Origin of the sequence: Pseudomonas aylmerensis, assembly GCF_001702265.1 — a bacterium.
Lineage (GTDB): Bacteria > Pseudomonadota > Gammaproteobacteria > Pseudomonadales > Pseudomonadaceae > Aquipseudomonas > Aquipseudomonas aylmerensis.
Genome location: NZ_MAUE01000025.1, coordinates 22,931 through 40,723, shown reverse-complemented (window position 1 = coordinate 40,723; position 17,793 = coordinate 22,931). Strand labels below are relative to the sequence as shown.

Genomic DNA, 17,793 nt, shown 5'->3' with positions numbered 1-17,793 from the left:
GAAGTTTAAGTCGCCAGGCTTTCGGGCTGAGTGCGCTATTGTCAGGTCGGCAGACAGGTATATAGCAAGTTGGCATCCGTCTTTTCTTTTAAATCTGCAGATAAATCCTGTGCGGCGTTATAGTTGCCGCAGCGGCGTCGAAAGCCCGACGCCGCTGATTTCATAGGCTCAAGAGGAGAGGTGCCTTAGCTCACCATAAATGCCGGCGGTATGTCGCCTTTGACATAAAACACCTCTAACTCCTGCCCATTCAGTTTTTCAACGGCTTGCAGAAGAGTTGCCTTAGTGATTTTTTTATCCCTGACCAGTCTTTCACCGTCTTTGAGAACGATATCGACCACCGTCCGAAATGCGTCCGGGTCTTGGGTGGTGTCGACCGTAAAGACGGGCACCTTCTTCGTGGGGGTTGAGTACTGGGTGGCAAAACTATTGGCTTTGGCCTTGCTCGCGCTGAATGACATGACTTCACCGCCACTGCCTGATGTTCTCGCCGTATGTTGGATAATCGCAGCCAGATAGTCGTCGCCGGACGAGTCCGTTCCCGCTGCACGCCTGAGGCCGGTCGCGAGAGTATCCCCGGTAGCAGTATGCCCCCGGAATATTTGGTTTGGGACGGCGAAGTCAAATTTCTTCAGTTCCTCAAGGGTTCGGACACTTGCCTTGGCTCCGGGCGTGGCAAGATGTTCACTGAGTAAACGAACCATGAACTTTTCAGCACTTCTTTCGCTGTCTGGTCGGATGGCCAGTCGTGCGTCATAGAGCTTTTTAACATCCGTACTCAGCACACTGTTTGTTCGCTGCCACGCGTCAGTATGGTCGAAGACCTTGAACTCCAACTTCGCGGGGTCAGTGCTATGAGTCACGTAGCCTGGCTTCAGTTTCGTGTCGCGAGTCAGTTTCTCCAGGGCCTTTTCCATGTCCTGGGCATTGGAAAATTTCGCAAGCCCATGATTAGGGTCATAGAAGTAGAAACTCTTTCCTGTGTCATCAACCCTTACCCCGGCCGCCATGGCGTGACCAGGAGAGTCGATCATGATTGACTTGGATACGCTGGCGTCGGCCAGCTCATTCACGATGCCTTGAATCGTGTCCTGACGCACTGTCTGCTGAGCATGGAAAGCGCTTCGTGCGCCGACTTGGGTTTGGATCTTGCTCAGTTTGGCAGTAAATTCCCTGGAGGCCGGATCGGCCGGGTAGGCCGCTGCACTGAGCATGTTTTTGATCAATAACCGTTCTTTGCCTTCTGCCATGGCGTCCGCCATGACGCGCGACAGCGCGGCACATTGGCCATCGGACAATTGCGCGGTCTTGGAAAGGTATATGACTTGAGGCATAGGTATTACGCTGCCGAGCCCGGGTTCTATGGCGTCGATAAAACGAGCTGAGCCACCTCGACCGATTTGGTAAGAGAGATCGTCGAAGCGCTTGAGCAGCATCCCGACCTCCTTGGCAGTAAGGTTTTTGTTGCCAGCCAGGGTGATGATATCTGCGGGCTTCATGGAATTTGAAAACCCCGTGATAGTTTGCGGGTTTCCTGATTGGTATCCGCTTTCAAACTGAGCTTTTTGCGGTCCAGTGCGATGGTCGTTAACGGTCTTTTTCCAGCTTTTGACAACGGCCTCATCGAGTGTCTTTCGGGGGCTGTCCGCAGTCGCCCATTTCCCCAATTCTGCCATTTGGGCCTGCAGCGACGGCAAGAAATCCTCCAGCGGTGCGCCATAAGGTTTCAGTGACAAAGGATCAAGTGCGTACCACTTGTTATCTTTGAACGCTGCCGCGCCCTGCACAATTTCGCCTTGATGCTTGAAGGTACCCATCGACACGCTGTCCAGGCCGTTAGGCGCCGTGAGCAAACCGCGGCCAGACAACTGCAGAGAATGAACACCGTCATAGAGTGACGATGCTGCGGATTTCGCACCTTTGGTCAACAAGCGCGTCAGGTCCGCTACGTCAGCGAAAAGATTGGCGTCTTTCAGCACGGCGCCGCCGAATTTTTTAACGCCTGTCAGCAGCCCTAAGGCGGTTTTTTTACTGGTTCTGTTAACAATGCCACCGCCTTTGGCGCCAGGATTATAAAGCGATATCAGATCCAGCATGGCATCGCCGATGGCTTCGTCCCATTTACCCTCAATCGCGTTTTCGATAGCGGACTTGAACGGAATAATGACATTCAGAATGCCGTTGTTGAGTTGATGGTTTTCCCGGTATCGCTTCTCAAAGTTTGTTTCACCTGAAGCATCTGTCTCGAAACTGTCCTTGTCGCTGAAAAAATGCTCGCTGACGGTCGTGGCAATCGCATCGGTCTTAGTGGTGAAAAATGTCTTGAGGGGGGCTGTTGTCGAGTTCGGTTCGTCGGCGCCGGGGGTACCTGATGCGGGCTGGATCTTGACCCGATCAATGATGACGGGGACTTTTGGCGGTGGCAGCCCTCCGTGCCCGATCCCATACTTATCCAGATCGAACGGCAGCCGTGTAAACCCTTCGATATATTTATCGCCGTCTACCCCACGGGCGATATGGGTTGCACCGATTGGCAGTTCTTCAGGCAGGTCGGTTTTTTTGCGAATGGTCTGATCGCCTATAGAAAACTCATAGTAGGTGGTTTCCTCGCCACGCACCGTTTTAAACAATAGGCAACTGCGCCCAATATTTTTGTATTGTTTTTGACTGATGTCATCGTCGCTATCCTCACGCAGGGGGAGGCGGACGGAGTAAGCCGTTACGCCGCCGAATTCAAAGTTTTTTCGGTCTTCTAAAGGGAGTCGTGAAATTTGACTCTTTATCCGTGAGGTAAAGGCTTTTTTTACCCCGTCGAAATAAGGCGTGAACGTTTCCTTAAATACTTCTTTGATATCAGGAAGCTCATCGAATTTAGGCTCGACTTTTTTTAGAAGCTCCTTGTCAGAATCAGACCTGAGCGTATCGGTCTTGAGCCGACCCGACATATATAGATCAATAATCGAGTACGCTATGCCACCTCTGTTTTGGCGGCCCAGCTTGATGAATTCTTTCTCCAGAGGGACGTCATCGCCCAGTACTTTTTTGAGCTCGGCTTCTGCCAAGGCTTTTCGGGTCGGCAGCGGTGAGGAGAACACCGCGAGGCGTGTACTGAGCTCTGTTATCTGCTGGTTGAATTTGCCCTGCGTGTGTTCAATCGCTGCCGGGTCGTAGTTGTCATCGTCATTCTTGATGAGAAAACCATTGACGATACCCCAGTCAACCATGGCGTTGCGTCGCGCAAGGGCGGCTTGCACCGCTTGGCGCTCGCTAACCGGAGAGGTGTTGCCGAACTCGATCACTTGGTCAAATGTCATGGTCGCCGCAGTACCGGGCGCCTGTTGCTCAATGCGCGAGACGGCAGCACTGAACACCGCCCACTCGTTGGAACCGTACACCAGGTTCTCAGGCAACTGTTTGACCAGAAACTGCGGCGCGACCCGCGAGAGCAGCATGTACCCCCTTAGGTCAGGGACATCGGCGTTTTGACGTTCCAGATGGTCATTGACCGCTGCGATGATCGCCGAAGCGGGTTTGCCCCAATTGTCGGGCTGGTTCAGCTCATAGCCTGCGATACGGTTGCGTTGTGTTTCGGGCGTGATGCCCAGTTCCAGTGCCAGCGCTGTCATCAACCATTCATTGACACTGGTTGGGGTTGAAATGCCCTGCAGTTCGGCTTCCAGTTTCTGACCCAGTGCCTGCGCCTGGGGGTTTGCGATCAACTGATCAAGTACCTTGCGAGGGGTTACGGGTGAATCCGTGTTGGTGACAGCGTGTGTGATCAGGGACTGAATGCTGGTAGTGGCTGATTCGTTGGCGATAGCGCGCACGCGGTCTTGCTGGGATTGAGCCAAGGGTATGGTCCGACCCAGCAGCCCCCCGAAATCACCCAGCGCAGGCGGTGCGGGCAATGGCATGGCAATTTTCTGGGTCAATCGCAAGGTCTCTTGCCAACTGGTGGGTAACGGCAAGCCCAGCGCCTGGATGTACCGTTCAGCGCTTATGCTTTGCCCTTCGACAAGGTTGTTCTTGCGCGCAATGTAAGAGTCTGGTGGCAGGGTTATCTGCAGCGATCTAAGTCGCCGTTCAGTGCCATAGTATTGATGTTTCTGCAATTCACCTGTTTTAGTCAGACCGTCGATAAGCGCTTGTTGGCCCATGGCATCAGCCGCCGTCATCGAATGTTTTTGCGGCGGTGGTGGCAGCTGGTTCTGGACACTGTGTTGGGCGAGCAGCGATCCTTGCCCGATGCTCCGAATAGCTCGTTGATTACGTACGGGATCGATGTCCCGCTCGGAAGAAGATTCAGCAAGAGGCGCTTGGGGCGAAGGGGAAGTGGGTGTTTGCGGGGCGTTCTGAAGATGCGGGCGGGGAAGAGTAACGCTATCAGGTGAAATCATGGGAGGCATTCTCTGAGAGGCAAATGAACATACCGCGGGTGTTGTAACTGCGCCCGCGGTATAACACTTGGTATTGGCATCAGCCTCTAGCGTTCCAACTCTACCCTTTGCCGGAAGTTTCTATGTGCGCTGTCGACGCCGATACAAACGGCGCCCCTGCGTATTAGTGCCTAATTCATCGCCATCAACGTAAATAGCTCGTCAGCGGACCCGGTCGGTCCCAGCGTTTCGTTTAACCTGCGCCTCATTCCCTTATCTGCAGGTGAATCATCTCCCGCACCTTCGCCGTCAACAAATCAAAGGTAAACGGCTTGGTGATCAACTGCATGCCCGGGTCCAGGAACCCGCCCCGTACCGCCGCATGCTCGGCATAGCCGGTAATAAACAAAACCTTTAAGTCCGGGCGAATTTGCCGGCCTATTTCGGCCAGCTGGCGGCCATTCATGCCTGGCAGCCCCACATCGCTGATCATCAGGTCGATGCGCTGGCTGGACTCGATGATCGGCAGCGCATTGTCGGCATCGCCGGCTTCGACGAAGGCGTAGCCCAACTCGCTCAGCACCTGGCTCACCAGCACGCGCACGGCGGGGTCGTCCTCGACGATCAGCACGCACTCGCCGGCATTCGCGAACGGCAGTAGGGCGGAGTCCAGCGGCGTATCAGCCGTGACTTCACCGACAAAACGCGGGAGAAACAGGCTCACGGTGGTGCCTTTGCCCACCTCACTGTGGATGGTCACATGGCCATGAGATTGGCGTGCAAAACCGTAGATCATCGACAAGCCCAGGCCGGTGCCCTGGCCGATGGGTTTGGTCGTGAAGAACGGGTCGAATACCCGCCCCATGAGGCTTTCCGGAATCCCGCAGCCGGTGTCGCTGACGCTCAGTTCCACGTAGTCGCCGGGGTTCAAGGTGCCATACGCGGCGGTGAACACGCTGTCGAGGTGGCGGTTGCTGGTTTCAACGATCAGCCGGCCGCCGTCGGGCATGGCGTCGCGGGCATTCAAGACCAGGTTGAGCAGGGCGCTCTCCAGCTGATTGGGGTCGGCTTCGGCGGTCCACAGCCGGTCCTCCAGGCGCATGTCCAGGGCAATGCTCTCGTTGATGCTGCGTTGCAGCAGTTCGCCCATCGAAGTGACCAGCTCGTTGATCTGCACTGGCTTGGAATCCAGCGACTGGCGCCGTGAAAACGCCAGCAGGCGGTGAGTCAGGCCGGCAGCGCGGTTGGCCGAAGTCACTCCCAGGTCAATCAGGCTGTCGAGGTCGTCCAACTTGCCGCGCGAGACACGCCGCCGCAACAGCTCCAGGCTGCCGATAATGCCGGTGAGCATATTGTTGAAGTCGTGGGCGATACCGCCCGTCAACTGCCCGACCGCTTCCATTTTCTGCGATTGGCGCAACGCTTCTTCGTTGCTGCGCAGCTGCGCGGTGCGCTCCTCGACTTGCTGCTCAAGGGTTTCCAGGGTGCGCTGCAGGCGCAGTTCGCTCTCGCTGAGGTCAATCAAGCGGTCACGCGCGTCGTATTGCCGGCGGCGACCGCGCAGGGCCGCGCTCACCAGGCTGATCAGGGTGATGGGGTGGAACGGCCGCTCAAGGAACGTGACATTGCCGAGCAGGCCACTCAGGTGCGAAGAACCATTCTGTTCGCTGCCGCCGTGGTGGGTCATCAGCACGATGGGCAGGTCCGACCAGGCTGGCTGCTGATGCAAATGCTCCAGCAACGGCTCCAGGTCCGCGCCCCGCAGCGCTTCGGCCGCAATGATCAGCAGGCCGGCACCTTGCTCCAGGGCCTCGCACAGCATCGGCAGGCTGCTGGCAACGATGCCACTGTAGCCGGCCTCGTTGAGCATCATCAGCGCCAAAGTACCGTCGCGGCCCATAGGCGCCAGGACGATGGCGCGCTCGGATACGGGTGAAATAGCCGTCACACGCCCTCATCCTTGAGCAGAGGCGAGCCTGCGCCCATGTAGGTTGGAATGCCACGCAACACGCCCTGGAAATTATCCAGCGGTTCGCCGACGGTCATGCCACGGCTGCTGATACGGTATTCGCGGATGGTCGACTCGTGGGAGCCGGTGCGTTTCTTGATGATCGAGATGGCACGGCGCACCTTGCCCAGCGCCTCGAAGTAACGCAGCAGAATCACGGTGTCCGCCAGGTAAGTGATGTCGACCGGTGCCTGCATGTCGCCGACCAGCCCGTGCTGCGCGACGGTCATGAAGGTGGCCGCGCCCCGGCGGTTGAGGTACAGCAGCAACTCGTGCATATGCAGGATCAGCGCGTTCTCTTCCGGCATGGCCGCCTGGTAACCGTTGATGCTGTCGATGACCACGGTCTTGATCCCACGCTCGTCGACACAGCGGCGTACCCGGTGCGAGAACTCGCCGGGGGACAGCTCGGCGGCGTCCACTTGTTCGATCAACAGGTTGCCGGTGGCTTGCAGGGCGTCGAGGTCGATGCCCATGTTTTTCATGCGCTCGAACAGCAGGCCCAGTTCTTCATCGAAAATGAACAGCGCGGCTTTTTCGCCACGGGCCACGGCAGAGGCGGCAAAGATCATCGAGATCAGCGATTTGCCGGTACCGGCCGGGCCGAGGATCAGGCTGCTGGAGCCGGTCTCCACGCCGCCGCCCATCAAGGCGTCCAGTTCTTGGATGCCGCTGCTCAAAGTCTGGCGCACGTAACCGCCGCGATGCTCGGCGGCCACCAGCCGCGGGAACACGTGAATGCCATCCTGCATGATGGTGAAGTCGTGAAAGCCGCCACGGTATTTCTGGCCGCGGTACTTCACCACGCGCACGCGTCGGCGTTCGGCGCCGTAATTGGGTGTCAGCTCTTCCAGGCGGATGACGCCGTGCGCCACGCTGTGCACGGTTTTGTCGAGGGATTCGGTGGTCAGGTCATCCAGCAGCAGTACGGTGGCGTCATAGCGCACGAAGTAGTGCTTGATCGCCAGGATCTGCCGGCGATAGCGCAGCGAGCTTTGTGCGAGCAGGCGGATTTCCGAAAGGCTGTCGATCACCACGCGGGTCGGCTTGACCCGTTCCACCACTTCGAAGATCTGCCGGGTGGCTTCGCCCAGTTCCAGGTCGGAGGAGTACAACAGGCTCTGCTGGTGCTCGGCATCCAGCAGGCTCTCAGGCGGGGTCAGTTCGAAGATATGGATATTCTCGTCCAGGTCCCACCCGTGGGACTTGGCGCCTTGGCGCAATTCGCGCTCGGTTTCGGACAGCGTGATGTACAGCGTTCGCTCACCTTCTTTCGCGCCGGCCTGCAGAAAGTGCAGGGCGACCGTGGTTTTACCGGTGCCAGGTTCGCCTTCCAGGAGAAACAGATGGCTGCGCGATAGCCCGCCGGAAAGAATGTCATCAAGACCTTCGATGCCGGTGGCTGCTTTTTCGGATAACAACGCTTTGGATGTAGACAAGAAGTGCCCTCAGGTCACATACGAGTAGAGGATGCGCGCCCTGGTGGACGCGCCATGTTCTCTTGACCGTAGCGCTTTGCGGCGGTTCAACCTGTTCCTGGAAAATACGGCCGGTGATGTCTACAGACCCTGTTGCAGGGCCGGATCGTCGGGGTTTTGCTGTTCGAGCTGGGCCAGCAGCACCTGCACGTTCTGCAATTGGCCGCTTTCTTTCCAGTAGGTGACGAGCAGCACCCGCGCCTTGCGATTGGCCGGGTGGCGCTGGATGATTTCTTCCAACTGGCGCTGGGCCGCTTCCTGTTCCTGCTGGGCGTGCAGGGTGGTGGCCAGGTCGTAGCGGTAATCCTGATTGTCCGGCTCCAGCTCCACGGCCTTGGACAGGCCCAGCAGCGCATAGGGGCGCTCGCCGTGGTGCAGCAGCCACATGCCCAGCGCATGTTGCAGGTAAGCCGATTCAGGGTGCGCCGCCAGTTGCCGCGCGAGCAGTTGACGGGACTCGTCGGTCTTGCCTTGCTTATCCAGCAGCTCGATCTGCGCGACCACCGCCTGCAAGTTGTCCGGCTGCAGGCGCATGGCCTGTTCCAGCGCATTTTGTGCATCGGGCAGCAGGGCGCTGTGGATGTATAGGCGCGCCAGTTGAATCCAGCCCTCAGCCGTTTCCGGCTGGGCCTTGAGCTTCTTCACGAACTCATCCAGCACCTGCTGCAAGGGCCCGAAATACAAGCCCAAGGTGTCGGGCGAGAGACCGAGCAACGCATTGGCGGCGGCAAAGCGCACGCCTTGTTCGGGGTCATCCAGGGCAGGGCCGAGCAACAGCGTGCGCTGGCCCGTGGGCACCAGGCCGACAATGCTATGGATAGCGGCTTCGCGTACCAGCGGCGAGTCGCTGGCGAGGTCTTTATCCGCCAGCTTCAAGGCCTGGGGGCTGGGGTAGTTGGGCAGTTCGGCATGCAATGCGGCGCGGCGCTCGGGCGACAGGTCCGGCCGGCCCAATTGCTGATAGAGCACGCGCGCCGCGCCCGGCTCGCCGTTATGCGCCTGTTTCAGCGCTTTCGCGTAACCATGGGCAATGGCGGGTGGCACGGCCACCGGTGTGGAACGGGAGAAATACCAGGTGATCAGTACAATCAACAACAGGGCGCACAGGCCGACGATGGAGTAACGGCGTGACTTTGACATGCAGGCGTCCGAAAGCTTGGGCAGCTAGAGCAAAGCCATCAGCTTCGGCCAGACCAGGGCAGGTGTCAAACCCGCGTCAGGTCAGCACGTATTCCACCGGCTCGAGCGGCGGCGGCAAGTCGGTTTCGCCGAGGGCCGCGAGAATCTCGCGCTCCAGGGTGCGCAGGATCGCGTTGCAGGGCAGGTCGTTTTCGTCAAAGCCGAAAGGGTCTTCGAGATCATCGCCGATCTCGTCCAGGCCAAAGAAGGTGTAGCTGACAATGGCGGTGAACACCGGCGTGAGCCAGCCCAGGGGCTCGGCCATGGCGAACGGCAACAGAATGCAGAACAGGTAGATGGTGCGGTGCAGCAGCAAGGTGTAGGGGAAGGGCAGCGGCGTGGCCTTGATCCGCTCGCACGAGGCCTGCACCTGGCTGAGGCTGACCAGCCGGGTCTCCAGTTGGGTGTAGCGCCATTCGCTGAGCACGCCCTGTTCGGTCAACACGGAAAACCGCGCGCCGACCTGCTGCAGCAGCTTGTCGGGGAGGTTGGGGTGGCGGGTGTCGACGTCGCTCCACGGCTTGATTGCCAGCGCTTCATCTTCATGCCGCAGGCGGGCGACCAGGCCGTGCGCAAAACCACCCAGCGCGCGCAGCAGGCCGGCGCGCTCGGCCGGGTCACTGAGCACCTGGGTCTCGCGGATCAGCGAGCGTACATCGATGATCATCTGCCCCAGTTGCTTGCGGCCTTCCCACCAGCGGTCATAGCAGGCGTTATTGCGAAAGCTCATGAAGATCGACAGCGACAGCCCCAGCAGCGTGAATGGCGTGGCGTTGACCTTGGAGAAATACGCCGGGTGCAGGGTTTCCACCAGCACGATCACCGAGGCCAGCAACGTGACCAGCAGGCTGCGCAGGGCAATGCGCTTGGCTATCGAGCCTTTGAGGGAGAACAGGATACCCAGGAGGTTGGGTTTGGGACGCACAATCATCGGCGGGACAGGGCTTCTTCGGGGACGCGGCTTCAGGGGGTGTAGCCCCTCAGATTAGAAGCAAGCGCGACAGGCGTCCAATCGCTTGGACTGACTGGCCGATAAGCAGGATTGATGACTGGCCAAACCAGTCAAGCAGGTTGAAAGCTTTGACCATTGCTGCGCCAGCGTGCGGGAGCGACTATTTCCACGATTCGGTCCTTCTGGTTCAAGGAAACAATAATGCAGATTGAAAACAAGATCTTCCTGGTCAGCGGCGGCGCGTCAGGCCTGGGCGCGGCCACCGCAGAAATGCTGATTGCCGCCGGTGCCAAGGTGATGCTGGTGGATTTGAACGCCGACGCGGTGACCGCCAAGGCCACGCAGTTGGGCGAGAACGCACGCAGCGCCGTGGCCGATATCAGCCAGGAAGCGGCGGCCGAAGCCGCCGTGCAAGCGACCGTTGCCGCCTTTGGCGGCCTGCATGGGCTGGTCAACTGCGCCGGTGTGGTGCGTGGCGAGAAAATTCTCGGCAAGAACGGCCCTCACGGGCTGGCCAGCTTTGCCCAGGTGATCAACGTCAACCTGATCGGCAGCTTCAACCTGCTGCGCCTGGCGGCAGCGGCCATCGCTGAAACCGAAGCGAATGCCGATGGCGAGCGCGGCGTGATCATCAACACCGCCTCGGTTGCCGCGTTTGATGGGCAGATCGGTCAGGCTGCCTATTCCGCCTCCAAAGGCGCGATCGCCAGCCTCACGTTGCCGGCCGCTCGCGAGCTGGCGCGCTTTGGTATCCGCGTGATGACCATCGCCCCGGGTATTTTCGAGACGCCAATGATGGCCGGCATGACCGCCGAAGTGCGCGACTCGCTGGCCGCAGGCGTGCCATTCCCGCCGCGCCTGGGCAAACCTGCGGAATACGCGGCGCTGGTCCGCCACATCATCGAAAACAGCATGCTCAATGGTGAGGTGATCCGTCTCGACGGCGCCTTGCGCATGGCCGCCAAGTAAGGAGAATTTCCATGACTGATCCCATCGTAATTGTCAGTGCCGTGCGCACCCCCATGGGCGGCTTCCAGGGCGACCTCAAGGGCCTGACCGCGCCGCAGCTGGGTTCTGCCGCGATCCGTGCCGCGGTCGAGCGTGCCGGCATCGCCACCGATGCCGTCGATGAAGTGCTGTTCGGCTGTGTGCTGCCCGCCGGCCTCGGCCAGGCCCCGGCGCGCCAAGCGGCCCTCGGCGCCGGACTGGACAAGTCGACGCGCTGCACCACCCTCAACAAGATGTGCGGTTCGGGCATGGAGGCGGCGATCCTGGCACATGATTCGCTGCTGGCCGGCAGCGTCGACGTGGTGATTGCCGGCGGCATGGAAAGCATGTCCAACGCCCCTTATCTGCTCGACCGCGCCCGCAGCGGCTACCGCATGGGCCACGGCCGCGTGCTCGACCATATGTTCCTCGACGGCCTCGAAGACGCCTACGACAAGGGCCGCCTGATGGGCACCTTTGCCGAAGACTGCGCCGCGCACAACGGCTTTACCCGTGAAGCCCAGGACGCCTTCGCCATCGCCTCGTTGACCCGTGCGCAAGAAGCGATCACCCATGGCAGCTTCGCCGCCGAGATCGTCCCGGTGCAGGTCACGGTCGGCAAGGAACAGAAGACCGTCCAGCACGACGAACAACCGCCCAAGGCCAAGCTGGACAAGATCGCCAGCCTGAAACCGGCGTTCCGCGAAGGCGGTACCGTGACGGCGGCCAACTCCAGCTCGATTTCCGACGGTGCGGCGGCCTTGTTGCTGATGCGCCAGTCCGAGGCGCTCAAGCGCGGGCTCAAGCCGCTGGCGGTGATCCATGGTCACGCGGCCTTTGCCGATGAGCCCGGGTTGTTCCCGGTGGCGCCGGTGGGCGCAATCCGCAAGCTGATGAGCAAGACCGGCTGGAGCATCGATGAGGTTGACCTGTTCGAGATCAACGAGGCCTTCGCGGTGGTCACCCTGGTGACGATGAGCAAGCTGGAAATCCCGCACGCCAAGGTCAACGTTCACGGCGGCGCCTGTGCCCTGGGCCATCCGATCGGTGCCTCCGGCGCGCGAATCCTGGTGACCCTGCTCGCGGCCCTGCGCCAGAAAGGCCTCAAGCGTGGCGTGGCCGCGATCTGTATCGGCGGCGGTGAAGCCACGGCCATGGCCGTTGAATGCCTGTATTAAGGAAACCCTATGCTGCCCAATGACGAACAACTGCAGATCAGCGACGCGGCCCGGCAATTTGCCCAGGAGCGGCTGAAACCGTTCGCAGCCGACTGGGACCGCGAGCACCGTTTTCCCAAGGAAGCCATCGGCGAAATGGCCGAACTGGGCTTTTTCGGCATGCTCGTGCCGGAACAGTGGGGCGGCTGCGACACCGGCTACCTGGCCTACGCCATGGCCCTGGAAGAAATCGCCGCCGGCGACGGGGCCTGCTCGACCATCATGAGCGTGCACAACTCGGTGGGCTGTGTGCCCATCCTCACGTTCGGCAACGATCAGCAGAAAGAGCAATTCCTCAAGCCGCTCGCCAGTGGCGCCATGCTCGGCGCGTTTGCCTTGACCGAGCCCCAGGCCGGTTCGGATGCCAGCAGCCTGAAGACCCGGGCGCGCCTGGACGGTGATCACTACGTGCTCAATGGCTGCAAGCAGTTCATCACCTCCGGGCAAAATGCCGGGGTGGTGATTGTGTTTGCGGTGACCGACCCGGCCGCCGGCAAGCGCGGCATCAGCGCGTTCATCGTGCCCACCGACTCGCCGGGCTACAGTGTGGCGCGGGTCGAAGACAAGCTCGGCCAGCACGCCTCGGACACCTGCCAGATCCTGTTCGAGGACGTGAAAGTGCCGGTGGCCAACCGCCTGGGCGCGGAGGGCGAAGGCTATCGAATCGCCCTGGCCAACCTCGAAGGCGGTCGCGTGGGTATCGCCTCGCAGTCGGTGGGCATGGCGCGCGCCGCCTTTGAAGCCGCCCGCGACTATGCCAGGGAACGCGAAAGCTTCGGCAAGCCACTCATCGAGCACCAGGCCGTGGCGTTTCGCCTGGCCGACATGGCCACGCAAATCGCCGTCGCCCGGCAGATGGTGCAGTACGCGGCGGCACTGCGTGACAGCGGCAAGCCGGCGCTGGTGGAAGCGTCCATGGCCAAGCTGTTCGCCTCGGAAATGGCTGAAAAAGTCTGTTCGGCCGCCTTGCAAACCCTGGGCGGTTACGGTTACCTGAGCGACTTCCCCCTCGAGCGGATCTACCGCGATGTGCGGGTCTGCCAGATCTACGAAGGCACCAGCGATATTCAACGCATGGTCATCTCACGCAATCTCTAAGGAGCCGATACATGAGTTACGAAACCATTTTGCTCGAAGTCCAGGGCCGCGTCGGGCTGATTACCCTCAATCGCCCGCAAGCCCTGAACGCCTTGAATGCGCAGTTGGTCAGCGAGCTGAACCAGGCGCTGGACGGCCTGGAAGCCGATCCACAGATCGGCTGCATCGTGCTGACCGGCTCGAAGAAAGCCTTTGCCGCCGGCGCCGACATCAAGGAAATGGCCGAGCTGACCTACCCGCAGATCTACCTGGACGACCTGTTCAGCGACAGCGACCGCGTAGCCAACCGCCGCAAGCCGATCATTGCCGCGGTCAACGGCTTCGCCCTCGGCGGGGGCTGTGAATTGGCGTTGATGTGCGACTTCATCCTCGCCGGTGACGGCGCCAAGTTCGGCCAGCCGGAAATCAACCTCGGCGTGTTGCCGGGCATGGGCGGCACCCAGCGCCTGACCCGCGCGGTGGGCAAGGCCAAGGCCATGGAAATGTGCCTGACCGGGCGCTTTATCGATGCAGTGGAAGCCGAGCGCTGCGGGATTGTCGCGCGCATTGTGCCGGCGGATGAATTGTTGGAAGAGGCCTTGAAGGTTGCCACATTGATCGCCGGCAAATCGGTTCCGATCAGCATGATGGTCAAGGAAAGCGTGAACCGCGCGTTTGAAGTGAGCCTGTCCGAAGGCGTGCGCTTTGAGCGCCGGGTGTTCCATGCCGCGTTCGCGACCCTGGATCAGAAGGAAGGCATGGCGGCGTTCGTGGCCAAGCGTGCGCCGGCGTTCAAGGACAAGTAAGCCCCCCATCACTGACACCGATGGTCCAAATGTGGGAGCGGGCTTGCTCGCGAATACGGCTAATCAGTCACTGCAGCTTTGACTGACCTGGCGCATTCGCGAGCAAGCCCGCTCCCACATGGGGGGTGTGGTCTTTCAGTTAGAGAGGATAGTTCTTCAGTTCCCGGGCAATCACCATCCGCTGTATCTCGCTGGTCCCTTCGTAAATCTGCGTGATCCGCGCATCGCGGTAGTAGCGTTCCACGGGATAATCTTCCAGATACCCATACCCACCGTGAATCTGCATCGCCGAGGAGCAGACCTTTTCGGCCATTTCCGAGGCGAACAGCTTGGCCTGGGAGGCTTCCGACAGGCACGGTTTGCCGGCCGAGCGCAGGCGCGCGGCGTGCAGGATCAACAAGCGCGCGGCGTTCAGGCGGGTTTGCATGTCGGCCAGCAGATTGGCCACGCTCTGGTGCTCGATGATTGCCTTGTCGAACTGCACGCGGTCGCGGGCGTAGACCAGCGCAGCTTCAAACGCCGCGCGGGCGATGCCCAAGGCCTGGGCGGCAATGCCGATGCGGCCGCCTTCCAGGTTCGAAAGCGCAATCGCCAGGCCTTTGCCGCGCTCACCCAGCAGGTTGGCCTCGGGCACGCTGCATTGGTTGAGGGTGACGGCACAGGTGTCGGAGGCGCGAATGCCCATCTTGTGTTCGGTACGGTCGACGACAAAGCCTGGGGTGTCGGTGGGCACCAGGAATGCGGAGATACCTTTCTTGCCCAATTGCGGGTCGGTCACGGCGAACACGATAGCGAGCTTGGCGCGCTTGCCGTTGCTGACAAATTGCTTGGCACCATTGATCACCCATTGGCCATCGCGCAACTCGGCACGGGTGCGCAGGTTGTGCGCTTCGGAACCGGCCTGCGGTTCGGTGAGGCAGAAGCAACCAATTGCCTGGCCACTGGCGAGGTCGGCCAGCCAGGTCTGTTTCTGATCCGGTGTGCCGTAGTTGAGAATGGGCCCGCAACCGACTGAATTGTGGATACTCATCAGCGCGCCGGTGGCGCCATCGCCGGCGGAAATTTCCTCGACGGCCAAGGCATATGCGACGTAGTCGACATAGGTGCCACCCCATTCTTCAGGGACCACCATGCCCAGCAGCCCGAGTTCGCCCATCTTCGCGACCAGGGCATCGTCGATCCAGCCGGCTTTCTCCCAGGCCTGGGCATGGGGGGCGATTTCGCCACGGGCAAAGTCACGCGCCATGTCGCGAATCATCACTTGTTCTTCTGTGTATTCAATATCTTGCATGGCTTAGTTCGCAACCTTCTCGAAGTGATGGAAGAAGCTCTCGACATGGGTGTTGTCCAGGCCGTGCAGCGTGGGTGGATTCCAACGCGGGGCCTTGTCCTTGTCGATGATCAGCGCACGAACGCCTTCGATGAGGTCGCCGCGTTCAAACCACTGGCGGTCAAGGTGCAGTTCCAGGGCAAAGCAGCGTTCCAGCGGCAGGCGCCGGCCGCGACGCAGCATTTCCAGGGTCACGGCCATGGCCAGCGGCGAGCGGGTGTGCATCAGTTGGGCGGTAGTGAGCGCCCATTCATGGCTGTCGGCGACCGTCACCTGCTGCAATTGCTCGACGATACTCGGTATATCCGGCAGGCCGAAGAAATGGTCGATGGCCGGGCGCAAGGCGGCCAGCGGCGCGTCGGGCAACTGTTGCACGGCGAATTTGGCCAGTACGCCCTGCAGGTCCTTGAGCGGCGACTCGTGCCATTGCAGGCGGTCGAGCTTGTGGTCGAGGTCGGCCAGCTTCGCGCTGTCCAGGTACCAATCGGCGAGGCCGCAGTAGAGGGCGTCGGCGGCGCGAATCTGCACGCCGGTGACGCCGAGGTAAATCCCCAGTTCGCCGGGAATGCGCGGCAAGAAGTAGCTGCCGCCAACGTCCGGGAAGTAACCGATCGCCACTTCCGGCATGGCCAGGCGGCTGCGCTCGGTGACCACGCGCAGATCCGCGCCCTGCACCAGGCCCATGCCGCCGCCAAGGACAAACCCGTCCATCAACGCGAGGACGGGTTTGCGGTAATGGTGGATCGCCAGGTCCAGCGCGTATTCCTCGACGAAGAAATCTTCGTGCAGGGTGTCGCCGTTTTTGAAGCTGTCGTAGAGGGAGCGAATATCACCGCCGGCGCAAAAGGCTTTTTCGCCGGCGCCGCGCAGCACCACGGCATGCACCTGCGGATCGTCGGCCCACGCCTGCAGCTGGCGGGCGAGGCTGCGGACCATGTCCAGGGTGATGGCGTTGAGGCCGGCAGGGCGGTTGAGGGTAAGGTGGCCGATGTGGTTGCGCACTTCGGCCAGGACGTCGTCTTGAAGGATATCGGCGCTGCTTGCTTGGTTTGAAACCTGAGCAGTCATCTGTAACTCCCTGCTTTTATTGTTCTTTATCAAGAGGTTCAGCGAAGAACCATCTCGCGATCGTACCAGTGCAAATTTGCCCAGTACAACCTTCAATCATGCAGGTCGTTTTTGCATTTATGCAGCAGGCCGCGTGTCTGCGTCAGGGGATGCGGCTGGCCAGCACTTCACCAATACTGCGGCGCCGTGCGTGGGTTTCTGCGGCGTGGATCAACTGTTCCAACTCGCTGGGGGCGACATCGTAGAACTGCTCCATGTCGGCCAGCGCGAGCTTCAGGTCGGCAGCGGTAATGGCCGGGTCTTGAGCGGCCCGGGTGTCTGGCAGGACCACCGCGGGAGCCTCGACCGCGCCCTTGGGGTAGCGGGTGCGCGTGGCATTGTTGTAGGCCAGTGCACAGGCGAGCAGAGCGCCGGCACCCAGCAACACCGCGCCCATCTCATGCCAGCCGAGGGCGGCCGAGGCCGGGTCGGCCAGTACCAGGGTCATGGCCAGGCCACCGGCAGGTGGATGCAGGCAGCGCAGCCAGCACATCAACACCACCGTCATGCCCGCCGCCAGGCACGCACCGCCTAGGGTGCGCCCAAGGACGCGGGCCACCAGCAAGGCCACCACGCCGGCACACAGGTAGCTGCCGATGATTGACCAGGGTTGCGCGAGCGCGCCGGATGAGACCGCAAACAACAACACCGCCGAGGCCCCGAGTGGCCCCAGCAGGTGCAGGGCCACGTCCATGCCAAACACTTGGGCACATAACCACACGCTGAACAGCGTGCCGAGCGCCATGCCGATGGCGGCACGACTCCATTCGGTGGGACGGGTATTGATAGCAGCAGGGAACCAGCGAGCGAGCATTGACAGGCATTCCATAAACGACAGGCAAAAAAAAGGCTTGTCTGGTTGCCCGGAAAAGCCCTTTGAAAGTTCCAACATTGGGGGAAGGAACCTGTGCAGTGTGCCGTGCCTGTCGACACCGCGCCAATGCATATTAATGCAGGTTAAATCCAAAAATAATGCAGTTAAGTGAGACTGCCACACTTACAAAAGAGGGACCTGCACACTGAGCTTGCCCAGGACGCGATCATCGGTCTCGTCGTTGAACAAGCGTTTTCGCAGATCCGCCTGCAGCCCGGTATCACTGGCAAGCGGGCCCTTGAGCGCCACCAGCGCGTCGCGTAATTCCATCAGCCGCTCCAGAGGCGGGACTGGCAAATAGCCAACGTGAACGAGATCGGGCTCCGGGGTCGCGTAGACGCCCGGCGAAACATCATCTGACACGGCATTGTCCTCTTATTGGATAGGCTGCGGCGTACACCG

Annotated in this window: 13 protein-coding genes; 4 read left to right on the top strand and 9 right to left on the bottom strand. The window is 60.6% G+C overall.

The window, feature by feature from the left end; translation table 11 throughout:
• Nucleotides 1–185: 185 nt before the first annotated feature.
• The 5 genes from BBG20_RS16925 to BBG20_RS16905 all read right to left on the bottom strand — a co-directional run bounded on the left by BBG20_RS16925 (nt 186) and on the right by BBG20_RS16905 (nt 9,972).
• Nucleotides 186–4,397, bottom strand: a complete 4,212-nt coding sequence (locus BBG20_RS16925; protein WP_158267391.1) for a YopT-type cysteine protease domain-containing protein — start codon at nt 4,395–4,397, stop codon at nt 186–188.
• Nucleotides 4,398–4,641: 244 nt separating this feature from the next.
• Nucleotides 4,642–6,324, bottom strand: coding sequence for an ATP-binding protein (locus BBG20_RS16920; protein WP_065905365.1), 1,683 nt, complete (start codon nt 6,322–6,324; stop codon nt 4,642–4,644).
• Nucleotides 6,321–7,823 carry an ATPase domain-containing protein gene (locus tag BBG20_RS16915; protein ID WP_065905363.1) on the bottom strand — a complete coding sequence of 501 codons (1,503 nt, stop codon included), beginning with the start codon at nt 7,821–7,823 and terminating at the stop codon, nt 6,321–6,323. The genes BBG20_RS16920 and BBG20_RS16915 overlap by 4 nt, the downstream gene beginning before the upstream one ends.
• A 120-nt stretch (nt 7,824–7,943) precedes the next feature.
• Complete coding sequence (locus tag BBG20_RS16910; RefSeq protein ID WP_065905361.1) at nt 7,944–9,002, bottom strand: tetratricopeptide repeat protein; 1,059 nt, start codon at nt 9,000–9,002, stop codon at nt 7,944–7,946.
• Between the two features lie 76 nt (nt 9,003–9,078).
• Nucleotides 9,079–9,972 (bottom strand): bestrophin family protein, encoded by an 894-nt coding sequence (locus BBG20_RS16905; RefSeq protein ID WP_065905359.1) that lies wholly within the window; start codon nt 9,970–9,972, stop codon nt 9,079–9,081.
• Between the two features lie 222 nt (nt 9,973–10,194).
• On the opposite strand from BBG20_RS16905, the gene BBG20_RS16900 reads away from it, so the two are divergent.
• Genes BBG20_RS16900 through BBG20_RS16885 form a run of 4 tightly spaced genes read left to right on the top strand, consistent with a single transcriptional unit; the run spans nt 10,195 to nt 14,080 of the window.
• Nucleotides 10,195–10,962: an SDR family NAD(P)-dependent oxidoreductase gene (locus BBG20_RS16900; protein ID WP_065905358.1), complete on the top strand. Its 768-nt coding sequence runs from the start codon at nt 10,195–10,197 to the stop codon at nt 10,960–10,962.
• 11 nt (nt 10,963–10,973) lie between these two features.
• Nucleotides 10,974–12,158 carry an acetyl-CoA C-acyltransferase gene (locus tag BBG20_RS16895; protein ID WP_065905357.1) on the top strand — a complete coding sequence of 395 codons (1,185 nt, stop codon included), beginning with the start codon at nt 10,974–10,976 and terminating at the stop codon, nt 12,156–12,158.
• Between the two features lie 9 nt (nt 12,159–12,167).
• Complete coding sequence (locus tag BBG20_RS16890; protein WP_065905356.1) at nt 12,168–13,295, top strand: acyl-CoA dehydrogenase; 1,128 nt, start codon at nt 12,168–12,170, stop codon at nt 13,293–13,295.
• Between the two features lie 11 nt (nt 13,296–13,306).
• Entirely contained in the window at nt 13,307–14,080 is a 774-nt protein-coding gene (locus tag BBG20_RS16885; protein WP_065905355.1) for an enoyl-CoA hydratase, read from the top strand.
• Nucleotides 14,081–14,219: 139 nt separating this feature from the next.
• On the opposite strand, the gene BBG20_RS16880 is transcribed toward BBG20_RS16885, so the two are convergent.
• The 4 genes from BBG20_RS16880 to BBG20_RS32595 all read right to left on the bottom strand — a co-directional run bounded on the left by BBG20_RS16880 (nt 14,220) and on the right by BBG20_RS32595 (nt 17,673).
• Nucleotides 14,220–15,371, bottom strand: a complete 1,152-nt coding sequence (locus BBG20_RS16880; protein WP_065905354.1) for an acyl-CoA dehydrogenase family protein — start codon at nt 15,369–15,371, stop codon at nt 14,220–14,222.
• Nucleotides 15,372–15,374: 3 nt separating this feature from the next.
• The gene (locus tag BBG20_RS16875) at nt 15,375–16,478 is read right to left on the bottom strand and encodes an enoyl-CoA hydratase/isomerase family protein (RefSeq protein ID WP_065905353.1); all 1,104 of its coding nucleotides are present in this window, start codon (nt 16,476–16,478) and stop codon (nt 15,375–15,377) included.
• 142 nt (nt 16,479–16,620) lie between these two features.
• Nucleotides 16,621–17,331, bottom strand: coding sequence for an HPP family protein (locus BBG20_RS16870; RefSeq protein ID WP_065905352.1), 711 nt, complete (start codon nt 17,329–17,331; stop codon nt 16,621–16,623).
• Between the two features lie 183 nt (nt 17,332–17,514).
• Entirely contained in the window at nt 17,515–17,673 is a 159-nt protein-coding gene (locus BBG20_RS32595) for a type VI secretion system contractile sheath small subunit (RefSeq protein WP_257236856.1), read from the bottom strand.
• Nucleotides 17,674–17,793: the final 120 nt, after the last annotated feature.